This window comes from Paraburkholderia lycopersici (assembly GCF_900096975.1).
GTDB classification, from domain to species: domain Bacteria; phylum Pseudomonadota; class Gammaproteobacteria; order Burkholderiales; family Burkholderiaceae; genus Paraburkholderia; species Paraburkholderia lycopersici.
Map to the genome: position 1 here is coordinate 93762 of NZ_FMYQ01000016.1, position 17060 is coordinate 110821.

At 69.3% G+C, this 17060-nt stretch carries 13 protein-coding genes and 2 pseudogenes; 3 read left to right on the top strand and 12 right to left on the bottom strand.

Annotated elements, in window-relative coordinates; translation table 11 throughout:
- The first annotated feature begins 140 nt into the window (after positions 1 to 140).
- The 3 genes from flgA (at position 141) to BLU17_RS18215 (ending at position 2466) form a co-directional block, all read left to right on the top strand.
- Complete coding sequence (gene flgA / locus BLU17_RS18205; RefSeq protein WP_176929129.1) at positions 141 to 1442, top strand: flagellar basal body P-ring formation chaperone FlgA; 1302 nt, start codon at positions 141 to 143, stop codon at positions 1440 to 1442.
- Between the two features lie 158 nt (positions 1443 to 1600).
- Positions 1601 to 1972, top strand: a complete 372-nt coding sequence (gene flgM / locus BLU17_RS18210) for a flagellar biosynthesis anti-sigma factor FlgM (RefSeq protein WP_091999195.1) — start codon at positions 1601 to 1603, stop codon at positions 1970 to 1972.
- A 50-nt stretch (positions 1973 to 2022) separates the two neighbouring features.
- Positions 2023 to 2466: a flagella synthesis protein FlgN gene (locus tag BLU17_RS18215; protein ID WP_091999198.1), complete on the top strand. Its 444-nt coding sequence runs from the start codon at positions 2023 to 2025 to the stop codon at positions 2464 to 2466.
- Positions 2467 to 2632: 166 nt separating this feature from the next.
- Here BLU17_RS18215 and BLU17_RS18220 read toward each other — a convergent pair whose 3' ends face one another.
- The 12 genes and pseudogenes from BLU17_RS18220 to BLU17_RS18275 form a co-directional block, all read right to left on the bottom strand.
- Positions 2633 to 3364 carry an RNA polymerase sigma factor FliA gene (locus BLU17_RS18220; RefSeq protein WP_091999326.1) on the bottom strand — a complete coding sequence of 244 codons (732 nt, stop codon included), beginning with the start codon at positions 3362 to 3364 and terminating at the stop codon, positions 2633 to 2635.
- A gap of 367 nt (positions 3365 to 3731) precedes the next feature.
- A pseudogene (locus BLU17_RS18225) lies at positions 3732 to 4514 on the bottom strand (MinD/ParA family ATP-binding protein); the annotation flags it as partial.
- Positions 4507 to 6579 carry a flagellar biosynthesis GTPase FlhF gene (gene flhF / locus BLU17_RS18230; RefSeq protein WP_091999201.1) on the bottom strand — a complete coding sequence of 691 codons (2073 nt, stop codon included), beginning with the start codon at positions 6577 to 6579 and terminating at the stop codon, positions 4507 to 4509. The gene flhF and the pseudogene BLU17_RS18225, both read right to left, overlap by 8 nt.
- A 345-nt stretch (positions 6580 to 6924) precedes the next feature.
- Entirely contained in the window at positions 6925 to 9024 is a 2100-nt protein-coding gene (gene flhA / locus BLU17_RS18235) for a flagellar biosynthesis protein FlhA (protein WP_091999204.1), read from the bottom strand.
- A gap of 128 nt (positions 9025 to 9152) precedes the next feature.
- Positions 9153 to 10346, bottom strand: a pseudogene (flhB, locus tag BLU17_RS18240) (flagellar biosynthesis protein FlhB); the annotation flags it as partial.
- Positions 10347 to 10617: 271 nt separating this feature from the next.
- Positions 10618 to 11886, bottom strand: coding sequence for a DUF3443 domain-containing protein (locus BLU17_RS18245; RefSeq protein WP_245746912.1), 1269 nt, complete (start codon positions 11884 to 11886; stop codon positions 10618 to 10620).
- Between the two features lie 16 nt (positions 11887 to 11902).
- Complete coding sequence (locus BLU17_RS18250; protein ID WP_245746915.1) at positions 11903 to 12394, bottom strand: DUF2844 domain-containing protein; 492 nt, start codon at positions 12392 to 12394, stop codon at positions 11903 to 11905.
- A 314-nt stretch (positions 12395 to 12708) separates the two neighbouring features.
- A complete protein-coding gene (cheZ, locus tag BLU17_RS18255) occupies positions 12709 to 13410 on the bottom strand; it encodes a protein phosphatase CheZ (RefSeq protein ID WP_091999335.1) in 702 nt (233 codons plus the stop codon).
- A 103-nt stretch (positions 13411 to 13513) separates the two neighbouring features.
- Positions 13514 to 13909 carry a chemotaxis response regulator CheY gene (gene cheY / locus BLU17_RS18260; protein WP_042268995.1) on the bottom strand — a complete coding sequence of 132 codons (396 nt, stop codon included), beginning with the start codon at positions 13907 to 13909 and terminating at the stop codon, positions 13514 to 13516.
- Between the two features lie 130 nt (positions 13910 to 14039).
- A complete protein-coding gene (locus BLU17_RS18265; RefSeq protein WP_091999209.1) occupies positions 14040 to 15170 on the bottom strand; it encodes a protein-glutamate methylesterase/protein-glutamine glutaminase in 1131 nt (376 codons plus the stop codon).
- Entirely contained in the window at positions 15167 to 15967 is an 801-nt protein-coding gene (cheD, locus tag BLU17_RS18270; RefSeq protein WP_091999212.1) for a chemoreceptor glutamine deamidase CheD, read from the bottom strand. Before cheD ends, BLU17_RS18265 begins: the two co-directional genes overlap by 4 nt.
- Entirely contained in the window at positions 15964 to 16911 is a 948-nt protein-coding gene (locus BLU17_RS18275) for a CheR family methyltransferase (protein ID WP_091999214.1), read from the bottom strand. The genes cheD and BLU17_RS18275 overlap by 4 nt, the downstream gene beginning before the upstream one ends.
- Positions 16912 to 17060 lie beyond the last annotated feature (149 nt).

Consider the following 17060-nt stretch of genomic DNA (forward strand, 5'->3'; position numbering starts at 1 on the left):
GCATGGAGTGGAATCTTAGGCGCGGCGCGCAAGAACCAATCGGACGAATAGCCGGGAAAGCGCCCCTCTATTCGACGCAAGCGCGCGGGGGGCGCCGCCTAGAATGCGAGGCGTGTCAATGCATTCGATGGAGAACGACGATGCCGCAGACTGCCTCTTTCCGCGGGCCGCGCGCCGGCCGGGCGCGGCGCGCGCGGGCGCTGTCGTGGGCGTCGTCGTGGACGTGCGTGCTCGCCTGCGCCCTGGGCGGCGCGGCCGCGCAGGCGCAAGGCCAGCCGCAGGACGCGGGCGGCCAGATCTATATTGCGGGCAACGGCGACCGCGCCGGCTCCGACGCCGCGCAGATGAACGCGCTGCTCGCCGCCAACGCGAAGCCGGCCGCGCCCGCCGCGAGTGCGCCCGCCGATGTTTCCGCCAATGGGTCCACGCCGCTGCGCGCGGCGAGCTATGCCGATCTCAATGCGCGCGGCGTACCCGAAGATGCGCGCGCGGGCGTCGATTCGAACGGCATGATTACGATTCCCGGTCCCGGCGAGCGCGCGCAGCAGGGCGAAGCGCCGCGCATCGTCACGATTCCCGCGCCGGGCACGAGTGCGCAGCCCCTGCGCGCGCCGGCCGCCAACTCAAGCCAGGCCGGCGGCACGGGGGCGCTCCAGCGCGTGAACGTGGCGAGCGCCGCGAACCGCGTGGCGTCCGTGGTCATCGACGCGCCTGCGGCGAGCGCGGCGGCGCCCGGCGCGAAGCCGGTCGCGGGCGCAAACATCACCGTCAACGCGAGCGCGAGCGCCGTCGCCGCGAACACCCAGGCCACGCCGCCCGGCCAGCAGGACGGCGAATCGATCCGCGCCGCGGCGCTCGCCTTCCTGCAGCAGCAGTCGGCGGGCTTGCCGGGCCGCGTGAGCATCACGGTCAATCCGGTGTTCCCGCGCGGCCTCGCGGCTTGCGCTTCGCTCGAGCCGTTCATGCCGCCCGGCGCGCGCACGTTCGGCCGCACGAGCGTCGGCGTGCGCTGCATCGGCGCGAAGCCGTGGACGCTCTACGTGGGCGCGCGCATTGCCGTGGACATCACGTACTACGTGGCCGCGCGCCAGATCGCAGCGGGCGAAGCGCTCTCCGCAGCCGACTTCACGCCGCGCTCGGGCGACCTCGCGAGCCTGCCGCAGACCGTCATCACCGATCCCAACCAGGCGACGGGCGCCGTGGCGCTCGCGCGCATCAGCGCCGGGCTGCCGCTGCGCACCGACATGCTGCGCAGCGCCGCCTCGGTGGTCATCGGGCAGACCGTCAAGGTCATCGCGGTGGGCACCAACTTCACGATCTCCGCCGAAGGCAGCGCGCTCAACACCGCGGAACCGGGCCAGCAGGTGCGCGTGCGCACGAGCGGGGGGCAGATCATCTCCGGCGTGGTCAAGGACGCCGGCACCGTGCAGGTGCAGATCTAGGGCCGGCGCGCGGCTCGAGCCCGCCAGCCGCCCCGGCTGCCGCCGCGTGCGGGCTGTGTGCGCCAGCACACGTAACAGCATGTAACCGTGGGACTTTCGCCTAAAGTTCGGCTGGACCTATGCCGTTATCAAGGTCAAATCGATCAGGAAAGCCCATCGTGAAAGTTGATCCCTCCACCCGCAATGATCCGCGCGCGCTGCAGGATGGCCTCGCGCGTTCGCAAGGCGATTCGACCGGCGCCGTGGGCGCCGCGAATGCCGGTACTGCCGCCACGTCCGGCGCGGCAGGCGGCGCTGGCGCCGCAAGCACGTCCGGCGCCTCGCAAGGTGACGCGAACGTGAGCCTGTCCTCCCTCTCCTCGACGATGCGCTCGCTCGCGGCGAGCGGCGCCGCCGACATCGACGTGGCCCACGTGCAGTCGATCAAGGACGCGATCCGCAACGGCACGTTGCAGATCGACGCCAGCAAGATCGCCGACGGCGTGATCCAAACCGCGCGCGACCTCCTGAAGCCGACGGCGGCCAACTGACGTTCGACGCAAGAGCGCTGCGCAATCACTGATTTTTCCGGTGCCCCGCAATGAAAGATGCCCTGTTAGCCACACTGATCGACGAACACGCCACGGTCGAGGCGTTCGCGTCGTTGCTCGCCTACGAAGAGAAGGCGCTCGTGTCGGCCGACGGCATCGAGGCGCTGCCGCAGATCGTCGAGCAGAAGACGACGCTCACGCAGCGTCTCGCCGGCCTCGAAAAAGCCCGCGACGCGCAACTGGCGGGCCTCGGTCTGCCGGGCGGCCGCAAGGGCATCGAGATGGCCTGCGACGGCGACTCCCGTCTTGCCAGCCAATGGGCGCTGCTCAAGGGCTCGACCGAACGCGCGCGCCGCAAGAACCTCACGATCGGCATGATGATCCGCACGCGCATGGAGCATAACCGCCGCGCGCTGGCCATCCTGCGCGGCGAAACGGGCAACGGCGCGATGCTGTACGGTCCCGATGGACGTCTGCCGGCGTTCGGGCTATAGCCGCAGCGCAGCTCATACGCGGTTCGAAAAAACAAAGGCCGAAGCGGTTGCGCTTCGGCTTTCTTGTTTTCGCGAGCCGCGCCGACAAAAAAAGCCGGAGCGCTCGCGCACCCCGGCTTTTCCACTGCACCCGGCCCGCCCGCACAGGCGCGAACCGTCTACCGCCTCAATTCTCCGTACCCGCCCACGACATCTCGCGCAGCCGCGTGCGCAGACGCGCCACCGCCTGGCTGTGCAGCTGGCACACGCGCGACTCGCTCACTTCCATCACCGCGCCGATCTCGCGCAGGTTCATGCCGCGCTCGTAGTAGAGCGACATCAGCAGCTTCTCGCGCTCGGGCAGCCGCTCGATCGCCTCGACGAGCGCGCCGCGCAGGCTGTCGTCGAGCAGCGCCGAAAGCGGGTCCGAATGGTCGACGCAATAGCGGTCGAGAAACGGCTCGTCCTCGGCGGACCGGTCGAAGTCTTCGTAGTAGATGAGCTGGCTGCCGTGCAGGTCCTGCAGCATCGTCTGGTATTCGTCGAGCGGCATGTTCAGGTGCTGGGCGATCTCGGTTTCGCTCGCCGAGCGGCCAAGACGCTGCTCTACCTGGTGCACCGCGCTCTCGACTTCGCGCGACGTGCGGCGCAGGCTGCGCGGCAGCCAGTCGTTGCTGCGCAGCTCGTCGAGCATCGCGCCGCGAATGCGCTGGCTCGCGTAGGTTTCGAACTGCGCGCCCTGGTCTTCCTTGTAGCGGTTCGCCGCGTCGAGCAGGCCGATCATGCCGGCCTGAATCAGGTCGTCGAGGTCCACGCTCGCCGGCATCTTGGCGACGAGCTGCAACCCCAGCCGCCTCACGAGCGGTGCGTATTTCGCGAGCACGTCGGCCTGCGAAATTTTTCCTTGAGCGTTATACATCGTGCTCTCCAGCTTCTCTTTGCCTTGCGGCGTCATCGTCGGGCGCATGTCAGACATGCCTCGGCGACGTCCGCTGCGCGGGCGTGTCGGTCCGCCAGCCCACATGGGCCGGCGCGGACGCGGATGGTGCGTTGGGTGCGGTATGCACACCCGTCACGGCCGCGACGAACGAGTCGGCGTTCGCCGCGAGCGTGGTGTGTGCGGCGTGTGCAGCGTGTGACTGGCCGGCGGCTTGCGACGCGCCGTCCAGGTCGTCGGCATCATGCAGCGCATGCGCCTCGGACGCGGGCTGACCGGCGCCTGCTTCGCGCGCCGTTTCGTACCTGTCCAGGGCGCGCGCCGTCGCCGGCGAACGCGCCGAAACGGCGGGACGCATCGGCCAGTGCGGCAGCTCCGCGGCGAGGTGCCGGAAGTCGCGCGCGGCAGCCGTCGAAGGAAACGCATCGACGATGCAACGCGCGAGTCTCAGTGCCTGCGCCATGTGCTGATCGGCGGCGACGTAACCGGCGCTTTCGAGCGACACGCTCAGGTAGCGGCCCGCCACGCCCGCGAGATTCTCGATCGCGGCCTGCGCGTCGGGCGCGTTCGCCACGTGGTTCGCGAGCACGCGGAACTGTGCGATTGCGTGCGCGAAGTGCAGCCGCTTCATGCACGCATAGGCGTCCGTGATCGCCTGCGCGCCGATGCGCATCACGATCAGCACGTCGTGCGCGTGCATGGCGAGCGGCGAGAGCGCGCCTTCGGCGTCGAGCTGCGCGTCGATCAGCACGATGTCGGCAGGCCCCGAAATCACCTTTTGCAGTTGCGCGCTCGTGTACTGGGCGCGGTTGTCGCGCGAGGCGACGAGCACGCCGAAACCGAGCACATGGCGGCCGACGGCCTCCTCGAGCGTGCGCTCGCCGCGCATCACGGCGGCGAAGCTGCCCGCGCCGCGCACGCCGCCCACGAGCGTGCACACCGAGCGCGGCCCGAGGCACTCGTCGATCACGAGCACGTCCTTGCCTTGCGCCGTGAGCGCCGCCGCAAGATTGACCACGGTGGTGGTGCGCCCGGGCGAGCCGCCGCCGCCCGTTACCGCGACCACGCGCGAGCCTTCGCGCGCAAGCAGACGCCGCAGCCCCTCGGCCTGATCGATCACGAACTTATCCAAACCGCACCTCGGGAGCCTGCGAACCCGAACGCACCGACAGCGCCGACAGCAGGGCCGGGATGTCGTCCTCGTGCGGCACGAATGGCGAGCGGTCGCGCGGAATGCAGAAGGCGCTGCGGATCAGGAAGCGCCGCGTCGCCACGTAAAGGTTCTCGGGCACTTTCTGGCCCGTCGAGACGTAATGCACCGGCAGCTTGTAGCGCAGCACGGTGTCGAGCGCACTGCCGAGGTTGGTCGCCTCGTCGAGCTTCGTGAGGATGCAGCCTGTGAGCGGCGCGTTCTCCGGCCCGCTCTGGTAGGCCTGCACGACTTCGTTGAGCGTGTCGCCGTGGTTCGTGGCCGAAAGCAGCAGCAGACGCTGCACCGGGCGGCCCGCGCCGCACAGCATGGCGATCTGGTCGGCCACCGCGCGGTCGCGCTGGCTCATGCCGATCGTGTCGATCATGACGATGTGCTTGTTCTTCAGCTCGGCGAGCGCGAGCTGCAGGTCCGCGCCGTCGCGCACCGCGTGCACCGAAACGCCGAGAATCTTGCCGAAGATGCGCAGTTGCTCATGGCCGCCGATACGGTAGCTGTCGGTCGTGAGGAGCGCGATCTTGCTCGCGCCGAAGCGCATCACGCAGCGCGCGGCGAGCTTTGCCGTGGTCGTGGTCTTGCCCACGCCCGTCGGCCCCATCAGCGCGAACACGCCGCCGCGCTCCATGAGCGCTTCTTCGTCTTCGAGCACCGGCAGGTTCGATTCGAGCACCGACTGGATCCACTCCATGCCGGCTTCTTCAGTCTCCACCTCGGGCAGGCGGTCGATCATCATCTTCACGAGCTGGGCGGAGAAGCCCGCCGCGAAAAGCTGCTTCGTAAGCGCGCCCTGCAGCGGGCTGCGGCGCTGGCGCTCGCCCCACAGCAGGCCCGCGAACTGCTCTTCCATCATGCCGCGCATGGAGGCGAGTTCGTTCATCACGGTCTCGTTCACGACCTGCTCGATGCGCGCGCGGATCGCTTCGCTCACGGTATGCGCGGCGTTCGGCGCGCCGCCGGGCGCCGCGCCTTGCGGGTTGCGGCCGCCGGGCGCGGGTGGCGGACCGGCGGCGTCCGGGCTGTGGCCGAGGCGCTGCGCCGCGCGCCGCGCGGCGATGTGAGCGGCTTCGAGCGCCCAGTCGGGCGTGGTCGCCTCGACGTCGTGCGGAAGGACCGGATCGGCCACGTTGCCAAGGCCCCTGGCGGCGGCCGCCGCCGGCGTCATGCCCGGCTCGCGCACGCCGTTTTGCTGACTCACGATGCGGCGGGCGTGGTCGATCAGCCAGGGATTCGACTCGGCCATCGTGCGCGGGGCGTCGCCCGGCTGCTGCGCGGCGGCCTGTTCGAGCCGCGCCGCGGCTTCGCGTGCGGCGGCCGGGGCGCCTGCGCCGTTGGCGGCCGGCGCGTACGGCGGCGCAAAAGCCGCTGCGGCGTACGGCTCGGCCACGCCCTGAAGCGGCGCGCGCGCATTCGGCGCGACTTGCGGCGCCGGCGGCCGGGCAGCCTGCATGGCGGATTGCAACGCCGGCGGCATCGCCGATTGCGCAGCCTGCTGGCTCGCCGTAGCGCGCGAGGCGGCGGAAGAAGCCGGAGCCGGCGAGGCATCCTGGCCGAGCGAAACGGCGGCGTGGCCGCCGTCCGTGTCGGCGTCGTCGCTCGCGTCGTCTTCGGCGCCCACTTCCGGGCTCGCGCCGAATACCGACGAGAACACGTCCGGCATGCCGCTGGCATAGGGGTTCGCCCCCGCGCCAGCCGACGCTGCCGCGGCGCGCGGCGTGCGCGGCATCTGCGTCATCGCGGCGGACGGCTGCGCGAACGGGCCGGGCTGACCGCCCTGGGCGCCCTGACCACCCGAGCCACCGAGGCCTTGCGCCGCAGCGCCATCGGCCGGCGCGATCGCCGCGAGGTCGCGGTCCGCGAGCGCGACGATTTCGACGCTGCCGTCGTCGAGCGTGCGGTTCGACAGGACGACGGCGTCCGCGCCCAGCGCTTCGCGTACGAGCCGTAACGCGTCGCGGCTGGTGCCACCGATGAATTTGCGAATGTTCAAGCTGGGCCCCTGATGAGGTGAGCGGCTTGCGCCGCCGCTGGACGTCTGTTGCCGGAATGGCGCGGGATTGCTGCCGGCCGCGCGTCGCGCAAAGCCTTTTCCGATGTTGGAATTATTTCGAAGGCGAGTCCCCGATGATCGATGGATCAAGGCGGAGAAATGTGGGTAATTCGCGGGATCGGCGCAGCGGCGGCGCGCCACGGAGCGGAGCAAGCCGCGCCGCCGTTCCGGGCGGCGAGACGGTCTTGCGGCAAGTCAAAAGACTGAACGGAAGACCGGAAAATAAGGCATGGCCGCCGGTTCGACGCCCTCGAACAGGCGGCGAGAAGCCGGCGGCAGCGCGCGCTAGCTCGCGCCGATCACGTTCACGACCTTCACGTTGCGCGTGTCCGGCACCTCGGCGTAGGACAGCACCTTCAACTGCGGCAGGCTGCGGCGCAGGAAACGGGAAAGCATCGGCCGCAGCGCGTGCTGCACGAGCATCACGGGCGCGAGACCGAGCGCCTGCTGACGCCCTATCGCCTGCTCGGTCTGCGTGAGCAGCGTGTGCGCGAGACCCGGTTCGAGGCCGGGGTTCGGGCCCGAGGTGAGCGTCTGCGAAAGCACGCGTTCGAGGTTGGCGTCGAGGCCCATCACCTGCATGTCGGCGTTGCCGGGGAACCACTGCTGCGTGATCGCGCGGCCAAGCGATATGCGCACCGCCGCCGTGAGATCGTGCGCGTCGGTCATGCGTGGCGCGTGTTCCGCGAGCGATTCCATGATCGTGCGCATGTCGCGAATCGGCACGCCTTCTTCCAGCAGGTTCTGCAGCACCTTCTGCAGCGTCGTGACCGGCAGCACCTTCGGCACGAGGTCGTCCACGAGCGAAGGCGTGTCCTTCTGCACCCGTTCGAGCAGCGCCTGCACCTCGCGGCGCCCAAGCAGCTCGGCCGCGTGCATCACGACGAGGTGGTTCAGGTGCGTCGCGACGACCGTGCTCGAATCGACCACCGTGTAGCCGAACACCTGTGCCTGCTCGCGCGCGTTCGCATCGATCCAGATCGCGGGCAGGCCGAACGCCGGGTCCGTGGTCGGCGTGCCCGGCAGCACCGCGCTTACCTGCCCCGGATTGATCGCGAGCCACTGGCCCGGATAGGCCTCGCCCGTGCCCACTTCCACACCCTTGAGCGCGATGCGGTAGGCGTTCGGGCGCAGCTCCAGGTTGTCGCGGATATGCACGACCGGCGGCAGGAAGCCGATTTCCTGCGCGAACTTCTTGCGGATGCTCTTGATGCGCTTGAGCAGCTCGCCGTCGGTGTTCTTGTCGACGAGCGGAATGATGCGGTAGCCCACTTCGAGGCCGAGCGTGTCGATGAGCGCGACGTCGTCCCAGGTCGCCTCGGCGTTTTCGGCAGGCGTGAGCGCGGCGGGCACGGTGTCGGCGATCGCGGCGCTCGCCTTCTTCGCTTCGGCGTTCTTCTTCATCACGCGGCCGAGCTGGATCGCGCCGCCGCCGAGCAGCAGAAACGCGAAGTGCGGCATGCCCGGAATCAGGCCCATCACGCCGATGATCGTGCCCGTGATCATCAGCACGCGCGGGTTCGTGAAGAGCTGGCCGGTGAGCTGGGTGCCGATGTCCTCGTTGGTCCCGACGCGAGAGACGATCACGCCGGCCGCGGTCGAAATGACGAGCGACGGAATCTGCGCGACGAGGCCGTCGCCGATCGTGAGCAGCGTATAGGTCTCGCCCGCCGCGGCGAGCGGCATGCTGTGCTGCACGACGCCCACGATCAGGCCGCCCACGATGTTGATCGCCATGATGATGAGACCCGCGATCGCGTCGCCGCGCACGAACTTGCTCGCGCCGTCCATCGAGCCGTAGAACTCGGCTTCCTGGGCAATCTCGCTGCGGCGCTTGCGCGCCGCTTCTTCGTTGATGAGGCCCGCGTTGAGGTCGGCGTCGATCGCCATCTGCTTGCCGGGCATTGCGTCGAGCGTGAAGCGCGCCGCCACTTCGGCGATCCGGCCCGCGCCCTTGGTAATCACCATGAAGTTGATGACCATGAGGATCACGAACACCACGATACCCACGGCGAAGTTGCCGCCCACGAGGAAATGGCCGAACGACTCGATCACCTTGCCCGCGGCGGCGGGGCCCGTGTGCCCTTCGAGCAGCACGATCCGCGTGGAGGCCACGTTCAGCGAAAGGCGCAGCAGCGTGGAGAACAGCAGCACGCTCGGGAACGCGGCGAAGTCGAGCGGCTTCATCGTGTACATGCTGACGAGCAGCACCATCACCGAAAGCGCGATGTTGAAGGTGAACAGCAGATCGAGCAGGAACGGCGGCAACGGCAGGATCATCATGCCGAGGATCATGCAGATCAGGATCGGTCCCGCCAGCGCGCGCAGATTCGTGCCTTGCAGCATCTCCGGGCGCCGCGCGAGGAAACCGGTGCGGGCGTTCATTCTGTTGCTCCTTCAGTGCCGCCGCGCTTTGCGCCTGGGTTGGCGCCCTGATCTGCGCGGCCGGCGGTGTTCGATGCGGTGTTGCCCGCGTTCGCGGCATTCGTGCGGTTGGCCGCCTCCGCGGCGACCGCGGCGCGCTCCTCGGGCGTGAGGGCGTCGTCGGCTTCCTCGGCCGCGTCCTCGTCGCTCACCGTGCCCTTGTCGAGTTCGGGTGGCACGTCGAGGTCGGTCGGCGCCATCGGCACGTCGCCGCCATGCTCGCGAAAGCGCTTGAGCTGATAGACCCACGCGAGCACCTGCGCGACCGCGCCGTAGAGCGGCCCCGGAATCTCGCGGTTGAGGTCGACGTTGTAGTAAAGCGCGCGGGCCAGCGGCGGCGCTTCGAGCAGCGGCACGTTGTGCTCGGCCGCGACCTCGCGAATGCGCGCGGCCACGAGATTCACGCCCTTGGCGACCACCTTCGGCGCGCGCATCTCGCCATCGGCGTACTTCAGCGCGACGGCGAAGTGCGTCGGATTGGTCACGACCACGTCGGCCTTGGGCACCTGCGTCATCATGCGGCGGCGCGCAATGGCGCGCTGCTGCTGGCGTATGCGCCCCTTCACATGCGGATCGCCTTCGTTCTCGCGATGCTCGCGCTTGACCTCTTCCTTGGTCATGCGCAGCTTGCGGTGATACGACCAGATCTGGTACGGCACGTCGAACGCGGCCACCACGAACATGCCGGCGACGGTCATGCCACAGCACACGCCGATCAGATGCATCGCGTCGGCGAACGCGCGCGGCGCGGGCTGCATGGCGAGCCCCAGGATCTCGTCGCGCCGGTTCCACAGCGCCGAGCCGCCGATCAGGCCCACCATGAGCGTCTTCACGAACGACATGCCGAGCTGGATCGGCCCGTTCACGGAAAAAATCCGCCCGAGTCCCGACATCGGGTTGAGGCGGCCGAAGTTCGGCTCGAGGGATTTCGTCGAGATGAGCCAGCCGCCAAGCGCCAGGGGCGCTATCAGCGCGGCGACCCCGGTGAGCGCGAGCACCGGCAGGAGCGCCATCAACCCCTCGCGCGCGGCCACGCCGGCGCCGATGAGCATGCGCCGCGTTTCGAACGCGCTCGCATGGTTGAACGTGAACGCGCCGCGCATCATGGCCTGCAGGTGCTCGCCGATCGTGCCCGAGAGCATCCACGTGCCAAAGAAGCCCGCCGAGAGCAGCGCGAACGTGGCCAGCTCCCGGGAACGCGGAACCTGCCCCTGCTCCCGCGCCTGCTCCATGCGCTTGGGAGTGGCGGATTCGGTTTTCTCGAGGTCGCTGTCCTCAGCCACACATGCTCCAGTCGCGGGCGCGCGCCGCTCGTCGCGGCTGCGCGGCTGACGCGCGCCCTTTTTCAGTGACAGCGATTATTGCCGCCGGAGGCAAGCACCGATTGACGGAGTAAGGTGGGGAAACCGGGGTATTTCGGACGATGGAAATGGGGCGCCATCTTCAATCGGACGACGGCACCCGCCGCGCGAACGGGCCAGCGGACGCGGCCAGCGGCAGCCAGCACCGGCAGTGAGCCCCGGTAGCCGCCGCCCTCGCTGCCCGCACCGGGCGCTAGAACGCGACGAACGGCGCCTTGCCGCCGCTCGCGGTCATGTCCATGCCGTAGTAGACGTAGCGGCCATAGAAGAACGGCAGGCCCAGGTCGAGATCCAACGAGGAACCGAACTGCCCGCCGAGATTGTTGGCCGCATAGTTCGTGCCGTTGCCGAGCAGCGTGCTGGCGTTCGCGACATTGAACGTCGCGGTGCCCGACGAAGCGCCGGCGCCGTTGGCAATGAGCGCGGCGCTGAACGCCTGCGTGGCGGATGGGCAATAGAACGTGCCGAGATTGCCGCCGCATTCCGGCAGATTGCCGTCGACGAAGAAGAGCCCGTTCGAACCCGAGTCGAGGAAAGTCTGGAGCGTGCGGCCGTTGAACGTGGCGCTGAGCCGGCCCCACTGGTCGGTGGCGAAGCTTTGCGAGGCGTTCATCGCGTTGTTCGACTGCGTGCCAATACCGAATACGAGCGTACCCGTCGCGCTCGGGGCGCCGCTGTCCGGCACGGGCGCCATTTCCAGGATCACGCCGTTGTTGTCCGCGAAATGCGGCACGGGGTTGGCCACCTGCTGCGTTTGCGCGACCGACGTGGCACTGCAGTTCGTGTTGCCCGGACACGCGTAGTAGCTGCCGATGCTGTCGTAGGGCGCGACGCCGATGCCGAGAATGCCGTTCGCGCCGAGATCCTGGACCGTGTCCTGCGCGGGGCCGATGCCCGAGCATTCCGGCGGCACCGTGCCGGACGGCAGGTCGCCGATCAGCTGGATCGGGATATTGGCCGCCGTTTCGCCGCCGAGCTTGACGTCGGCGGGACGCACGGTGCCCCACGTGTAGCCGTCCGCGAAGGCCGTGCATTCGGCGAGCGTGCCGTTGCCGGCGGTGACGGCAGGCAGCGCGCCCACGAACGACGCCGGAAGCGCCGAGGCGAGCAGGCGCAGGCCAAACGACGCCGTGTCCACCTGGACGTTGTCGACGGTCTGGCAGTTGCTCGTGCCCGCCACGCAAATCTTCACGCTCACGGTGGGAATGTTGGGCAGCGTGCCGGTCGGCCCACGGTTCACGGTCACGCTGACCGTGTTCGCGGCCGTGGCCGCGACGGGCTGCTGACCGGGACTGGAGGACGATGCACCCCCGCTGCCGCCTGTGCCGCTGGGAGTGCCACCGCCGCCACCCCCGCCCCCGCAGGCGGCGACGAGCGAAACGAGCGACACCAGGGCGGCGACGCAAACGAGACGGAAAGGGCGCAGCGGGCAGGCGCTGCGCGGGTTGCGTGATGTCAGCACGTTCGGCCTCTGCTCGTCACTGGATGTCGGAGGCGCTGACACCGTCAGGCAACGCCTGCGGCAGCCACGCCTGTCCGGAGAAGGCGCCCATGTGGCCGCCCGAATGCACGACGAGTCCCGAGCCCTCGACCACGCCCGGCCCGCGCACGAGGCCGGCGGCGTGGCTCGCCTTCACCCCGGCCACGTATTGCGGAAAGTACCCGCCGAGCAGCGTGGCGAGATTGGGCGGCTGCGGGCCATTCCAGGCGACGCCGAACACGGTGCCGGCCGCCGAGAGATACTCGCGCACGACCGTGCCGTTGGCGAGCGTGGTTTGCTGGACGGTGTAGGCGGAGGTCGCGGCAGCGCCGGAAGCCGCGCCTTGCACGGCCTGGCGCGCGACCACAGAGGCGTTGCCCGGCGTTGCAGCCGCGGCGGCGGCCGGGCTCAGCGTGCTGACGCTCGCGCCCGAAGGAGTAGGCATCGGCGCACCGCCGAGCGCGGCGCTGACCTGCCGCGCGGCGAACAGCGCGCAAAGGAGTGCCGCGCGGAACGCGTAGCGGAGTACGGCGCGGCGCGCGAATGCGCGCCCGGCCTTGCCAGTGAACGGTGGATACGGATACAAGACTGCCCCTCCCTCTTTCGGCGGCGCGTCGCGCCATGCGCTGTCGGGCCGCGCGGGAACGTCGCGGCGGGGCGAAGCAGCGGGACGGGCAACGGCCCGGTATGCTTCGATGCACCGCCGCCACGCTCGCTGCGGCGGTACACGAAGGAATGAGCACTAGTATGCCCGCCCTGGATTACAGGCGGCAGTTAGCTGAATGGCCAGCCGCTCGTGCGCGCTCAGAAGCCGAGGCTCGCGAGCAGGTCGTCGACCTGCGCCTGGTCCTGCACGACGTCGGTCTTGCCTTCCGGATTGATCTGCGGGCCGTTGAGCAGGCTTTCGGGGCTCCCCGTGCTGCTCTGGGTTTCGGCGAGCGCCGCCGCCGTCGCCGCGAACTGCTCGCGCCGCTCCGGCGCGATGTTCTCGACCAGCACGGTCAGCAACTGCTGCTCGATCAGATAGACCACATCCATGATCTTCTTGATTACCTGGCCCGTCAGGTCCTGGAAGTCCTGCGCGAGCATGATTTCGAGCAGTTGCTGGTTGGTCGCCGCCGTGACTTGCGGCACGCCGTCGAGGAAGGTGCGCGTATCGCCCATCAACTGGCGCACTTCCTCGCGGCCGATTGGCGCGTCGTACCAGGTCGACCAGCGGTTCGCCAGCTCCTTCGCGTCGCGCTCGAGCGTTTCCTGCAGCGGCTTGGCGATGTCGATCGACGTAAGCACGCGCTCCGCGGCCTGCTCGGTCATGTTCGCGACATAGCGCAGCCGGTCGCGCGCGTCGGGCACGGCCTCGGCGGCGCGCTCGACGTGCTTGTCGAGGCCGAGCTCGCGCATCGAGTCGCGCAGGCTGCGCGTAAGCTGGCCGATGCGCGCGAGGATGCGGTCCGTCGCGAGTTCGCCGGCCTCGCCCGCGGCCGGCGCGGCGGCATCGAACGGCACGGGCGGCGTGAACTCGGGCGGCTGGGCGAGCGGCGCGGCGCTTTCGCTTTCCGGCCATTCGCCGCACGGCGCGCCGGACTGCGCACTGATGGGCTCGTTCACGTCAGCTCCCCGTCTTGGCCATCTTCTCGAGAATCTTGTTGAGCTTCTCGTCGAGCGTCGCCGCCGTGAACGGCTTCACCACGTAGCCGCTCGCGCCAGCCTGCGCCGCCGCGATGATGTTCTCCTTCTTCGACTCGGCCGTGACCATCAGCACGGGCAGATGCGAGAGATTCGCGTCGGCGCGGATCTCCTTGAGCATCGCGAGGCCGTCGAGGTTCGGCATGTTCCAGTCGGAGATCACGAACTCGTAGCTGCCGCCGCGCAGGCGCGCGAGGCCCGCGGCGCCGTCCTCGGCCTCGTCGACGTTCGAGTAGCCCAGTTCCTTGAGCAGGTTGCGGACGATCCGGCGCATCGTCGGAAAGTCGTCCACCACCAGAATCTTCATTCCCTTATCCATCTCGTTCCATTCCTCCAGGCGAAAACCCGGGCAATTATCCAGAGAAGCGCACTGCCTATCCAGATAAATTAATCGCGAGCGATCGTGCAAGCGCGAGCCGCCGGCACGACATCCCGATATTGGTCGTCAATCAAACGCGCTGGACCCGGTCGCCCATCGAGGCGAGGCGGGCCATCACGCGCCGGCTCATGTCCGGGAGCGAGGCGATCTCGTCGGCGGCGCCGAGCGCAATCGCCTCGCGCGGCATGCCGAACACGATGCAGCTCGCCTCGTCCTGCGCGAGCGTGTACGCACCGGCCTGGCGCATTTCGAGCAGCCCGGCCGCGCCGTCGCGGCCCATGCCCGTGAGAATCACGCCGATGGCGTTCTTGCCTGCGTGCAGCGCCGCCGAGTGAAACAGCACGTCGACCGACGGACGATGCCGGTTCACCGGCGGGTCGTCGGACAGATGCGCGATGTAGTTCGCCCCGCTTCGAGCGAGCAAGAGGTGTGCGTGGCCCGGCGCGATGTAGGCGTGGCCGGGCAGCACGCGCTCGCCGTGTTCCGCTTCCTTGACGGCGATGCGGCACAGCCCGTTCAGGCGCTGCGCGAACGACTTCGTGAAACCGGGCGGCATGTGCTGCGCGATGAGCACCGCGGGCGCGTCGGGCGGCAGCGGCTGCAGCACTTCGCGAATCGCCTCGGTGCCGCCCGTCGACGCGCCGATGATGACCAGCTTCTCGGTCGAGACGAGCGGATTGTTGAGCATCGGCGCCGGGTTCGCGGCGGGCGCGGCGGCATGGCCGTGCGCGCCGTGTGCGTGGCCGGCCGCGCCCCCCGCCGGAGCGACCGGCGCATGGTGGGCGCGCACGCGGGCGCGCGCGGCGGCGCGCACCTTGTCGGCTAGCTTTTCCGAGTATTCGAGCATGCCGTCGCGAATGCCGACTTTGGGCTTCGTCACGAAGTCGACGGCGCCCAGTTCGAGCGCGCGCAGCGTGATTTCGTTGCCGCGCTCGGTCAGCGACGACACCATCACGACCGGCATGGGCCGCAGGCGCATGAGCTTCTCGAGGAAGTCGAGGCCGTCCATGCGCGGCATTTCCACGTCGAGCGTGAGCACGTCGGGGTTGTGCTGCTTGATGAGCTCGCGCGCGACGAGCGGATCGGGCGCGGTGGCGACGACCGTCATGTCGGGCTGGCTGTTGATGATTTCCGTCATCAGACTGCGGATCAGCGCCGAATCGTCGACGCAGAGAACCTTGATTTTTTGCACAGCGTTCACGCCTCCTCTACTGTCCTGGCGTTGTCTTGACCGGGTGGGCGCAGCGCGGACGGCACGCTCGAACCGAACAGCTCGATGCGGCCGCGCGCGGGCTGCGGCTGGGATTGGGAAATCTGGGCCGCCTGGGCGGGCTGCGCCGCCGCGCCGGAGCGCGCCGCGCTGCCGAGCCCGAACAGCTCGACGCGCGCCCGCGCCCGCGCGAGCCGTTCGGCGCGCGCTTCGGCCGTTTGCGCGGCGAGCTGGCGCTCGCGCTCCGCCACGCTCGCGTCCTGGGAAAGGCGCAGCTTCTTCACCATGACCTGGCCCGTGCGCGGCAGGAACGCCACCTTGCGCGGATGCGAACCCTGCAGGTCCTCCGCCACGATGCGGATGTTTTCCGTCGCGAGGTAGCGGCGCACGAACGCCGCGTTGCGGTCGCCGATGTTCATCGTCGTCATGCCCGCGAGCACCGCCGCGCCGCCGAACACCTTGGCCTCGAAGCGCTCGCGGCGCCCGCCCGCCTTGATGAGCTCGTTGATGAGCACTTCCATCGCGTAGGCGCCGTAGCGCATCGAGTCGGAAGTGGCGGCGAGCGCATGGGACGAGTCCGCGCCGTCGTCGGGCAGCATGAAGTGATTCATGCCGCCGATGCCGGCCGCGCGGTCCTGGATGCAGGCGGCCACGCACGAGCCGAGCACGGTCATGAGCACCATGTCCTCGCTCGTCGTGTAGAACTCGTTGGGCAGGAGCTTCACGCCGGGGCGCTGGAAATACGTGTCGAAGTAGAGATTCGTCGCGATCGGGAGGCGTGCGCTCATGCCGGCACTCCGATTGCGTCGCCGGCGCGGCGCGGCGCCTGGCCCGCGCCGCCGCCGCGCACGAGTTCGTACACGGTCTGGCCGCGCAGCCGGAAGGCCTGCGTGACGTAGGTGAAGTTCTCCGAATGGCCCGCGAAGAGCAGGCCGTCCGGCTTCAGCAGCGGCTCGAAGCGCGTGAGGACCTGCGACTGGGTCGGCTTGTCGAAGTAGATCATCACGTTGCGGCAGAAGATCGCGTCGAAGGTCGTGCGCAATCCGTAGTCCGCGTCGGTCAGGTTGAGCTGCTCGAACTTGACCATCGCGCGCAGCTCCGGGCGCACCTTCACGAGCCCGGCGTGCGAGCCTGTGCCCTTGAAAAAGAAGCGCTTGAGGCGCTCGGGCGACAGGTGCTTCACCTGATCGAACGCGTAGACGCCCGCGTCGGCCTTGGCGAGCACCTGCGTGTCGAGGTCCGTGGCGAGCACGCGCGCTTCGCGCGCGGCGCGCTCGCCGAGCGCTTCGACGAGCGTCATCGCGATCGAATACGGCTCCTCGCCTGTCGAAGCGGCCGAGCACCACACCGAAACCGGCTGTGGGCGGCCCTTCACGAAGTCCGCGAGGATCGGGAAGTGATGCGCCTCGCGGAAAAACGCCGTGAGGTTCGTGGTGAGCGCGTTCGTGAACGCTTCCCACTCGCTCGCGTCGTGGCTTGCTTCGAGCTGGTCGAGATATTCGCGAAAGCTGTCGAGGCCGAGCGCGCGCAGCCGCCGCGCGAGGCGGCTGTACGCCATGTCGCGCTTGTGGTCCGAGAGCGAGATGCCCGCGCGGCGGTAAATGAGCGCGCGAATGCGCTCGAAGTCCGCCGACGTGAACTCGAAGTCGCGGCTGGATTCCCCACCCCCGCCCGCCGCCGCGCCGCGCGCCGCGTCGTCGGCGTCGTGGCGCGAAAGTCGCAGCGCTTTCATGCCGGTGCTCCTTCGCCTTGCGCGCCGCTCGCTGCATGGGCGGCCCGGACGCCGTTCGCGCGTGCGCCGTGCCTGCCCGCGTGCAATGCGTGCGGCGCACGGACGACCCGGGCGCGCGCCGCCCCGAGGGCGGCGCGCGGCGGATCATG

Bases quoted from the DNA above. Each gene is read 5' to 3' on its own strand.
- cheY (WP_042268995.1), bottom strand. From the start codon at position 13,909: ATGGATAAGGGAATGAAGATTCTGGTGGTGGACGACTTTCCGACGATG.
- cheD (WP_091999212.1), bottom strand. From the start codon at position 15,967: ATGAGCGCACGCCTCCCGATCGCGACGAATCTCTACTTCGACACGTAT.
- BLU17_RS18215 (WP_091999198.1), top strand. From the start codon at position 2,023: ATGAAAGATGCCCTGTTAGCCACACTGATCGACGAACACGCCACGGTC.
- BLU17_RS18220 (WP_091999326.1), bottom strand. From the start codon at position 3,364: ATGTATAACGCTCAAGGAAAAATTTCGCAGGCCGACGTGCTCGCGAAA.
- flhA (WP_091999204.1), bottom strand. From the start codon at position 9,024: ATGAACGCCCGCACCGGTTTCCTCGCGCGGCGCCCGGAGATGCTGCAA.
- BLU17_RS18275 (WP_091999214.1), bottom strand. From the start codon at position 16,911: ATGAAAGCGCTGCGACTTTCGCGCCACGACGCCGACGACGCGGCGCGC.
- flgA (WP_176929129.1), top strand. From the start codon at position 141: ATGCCGCAGACTGCCTCTTTCCGCGGGCCGCGCGCCGGCCGGGCGCGG.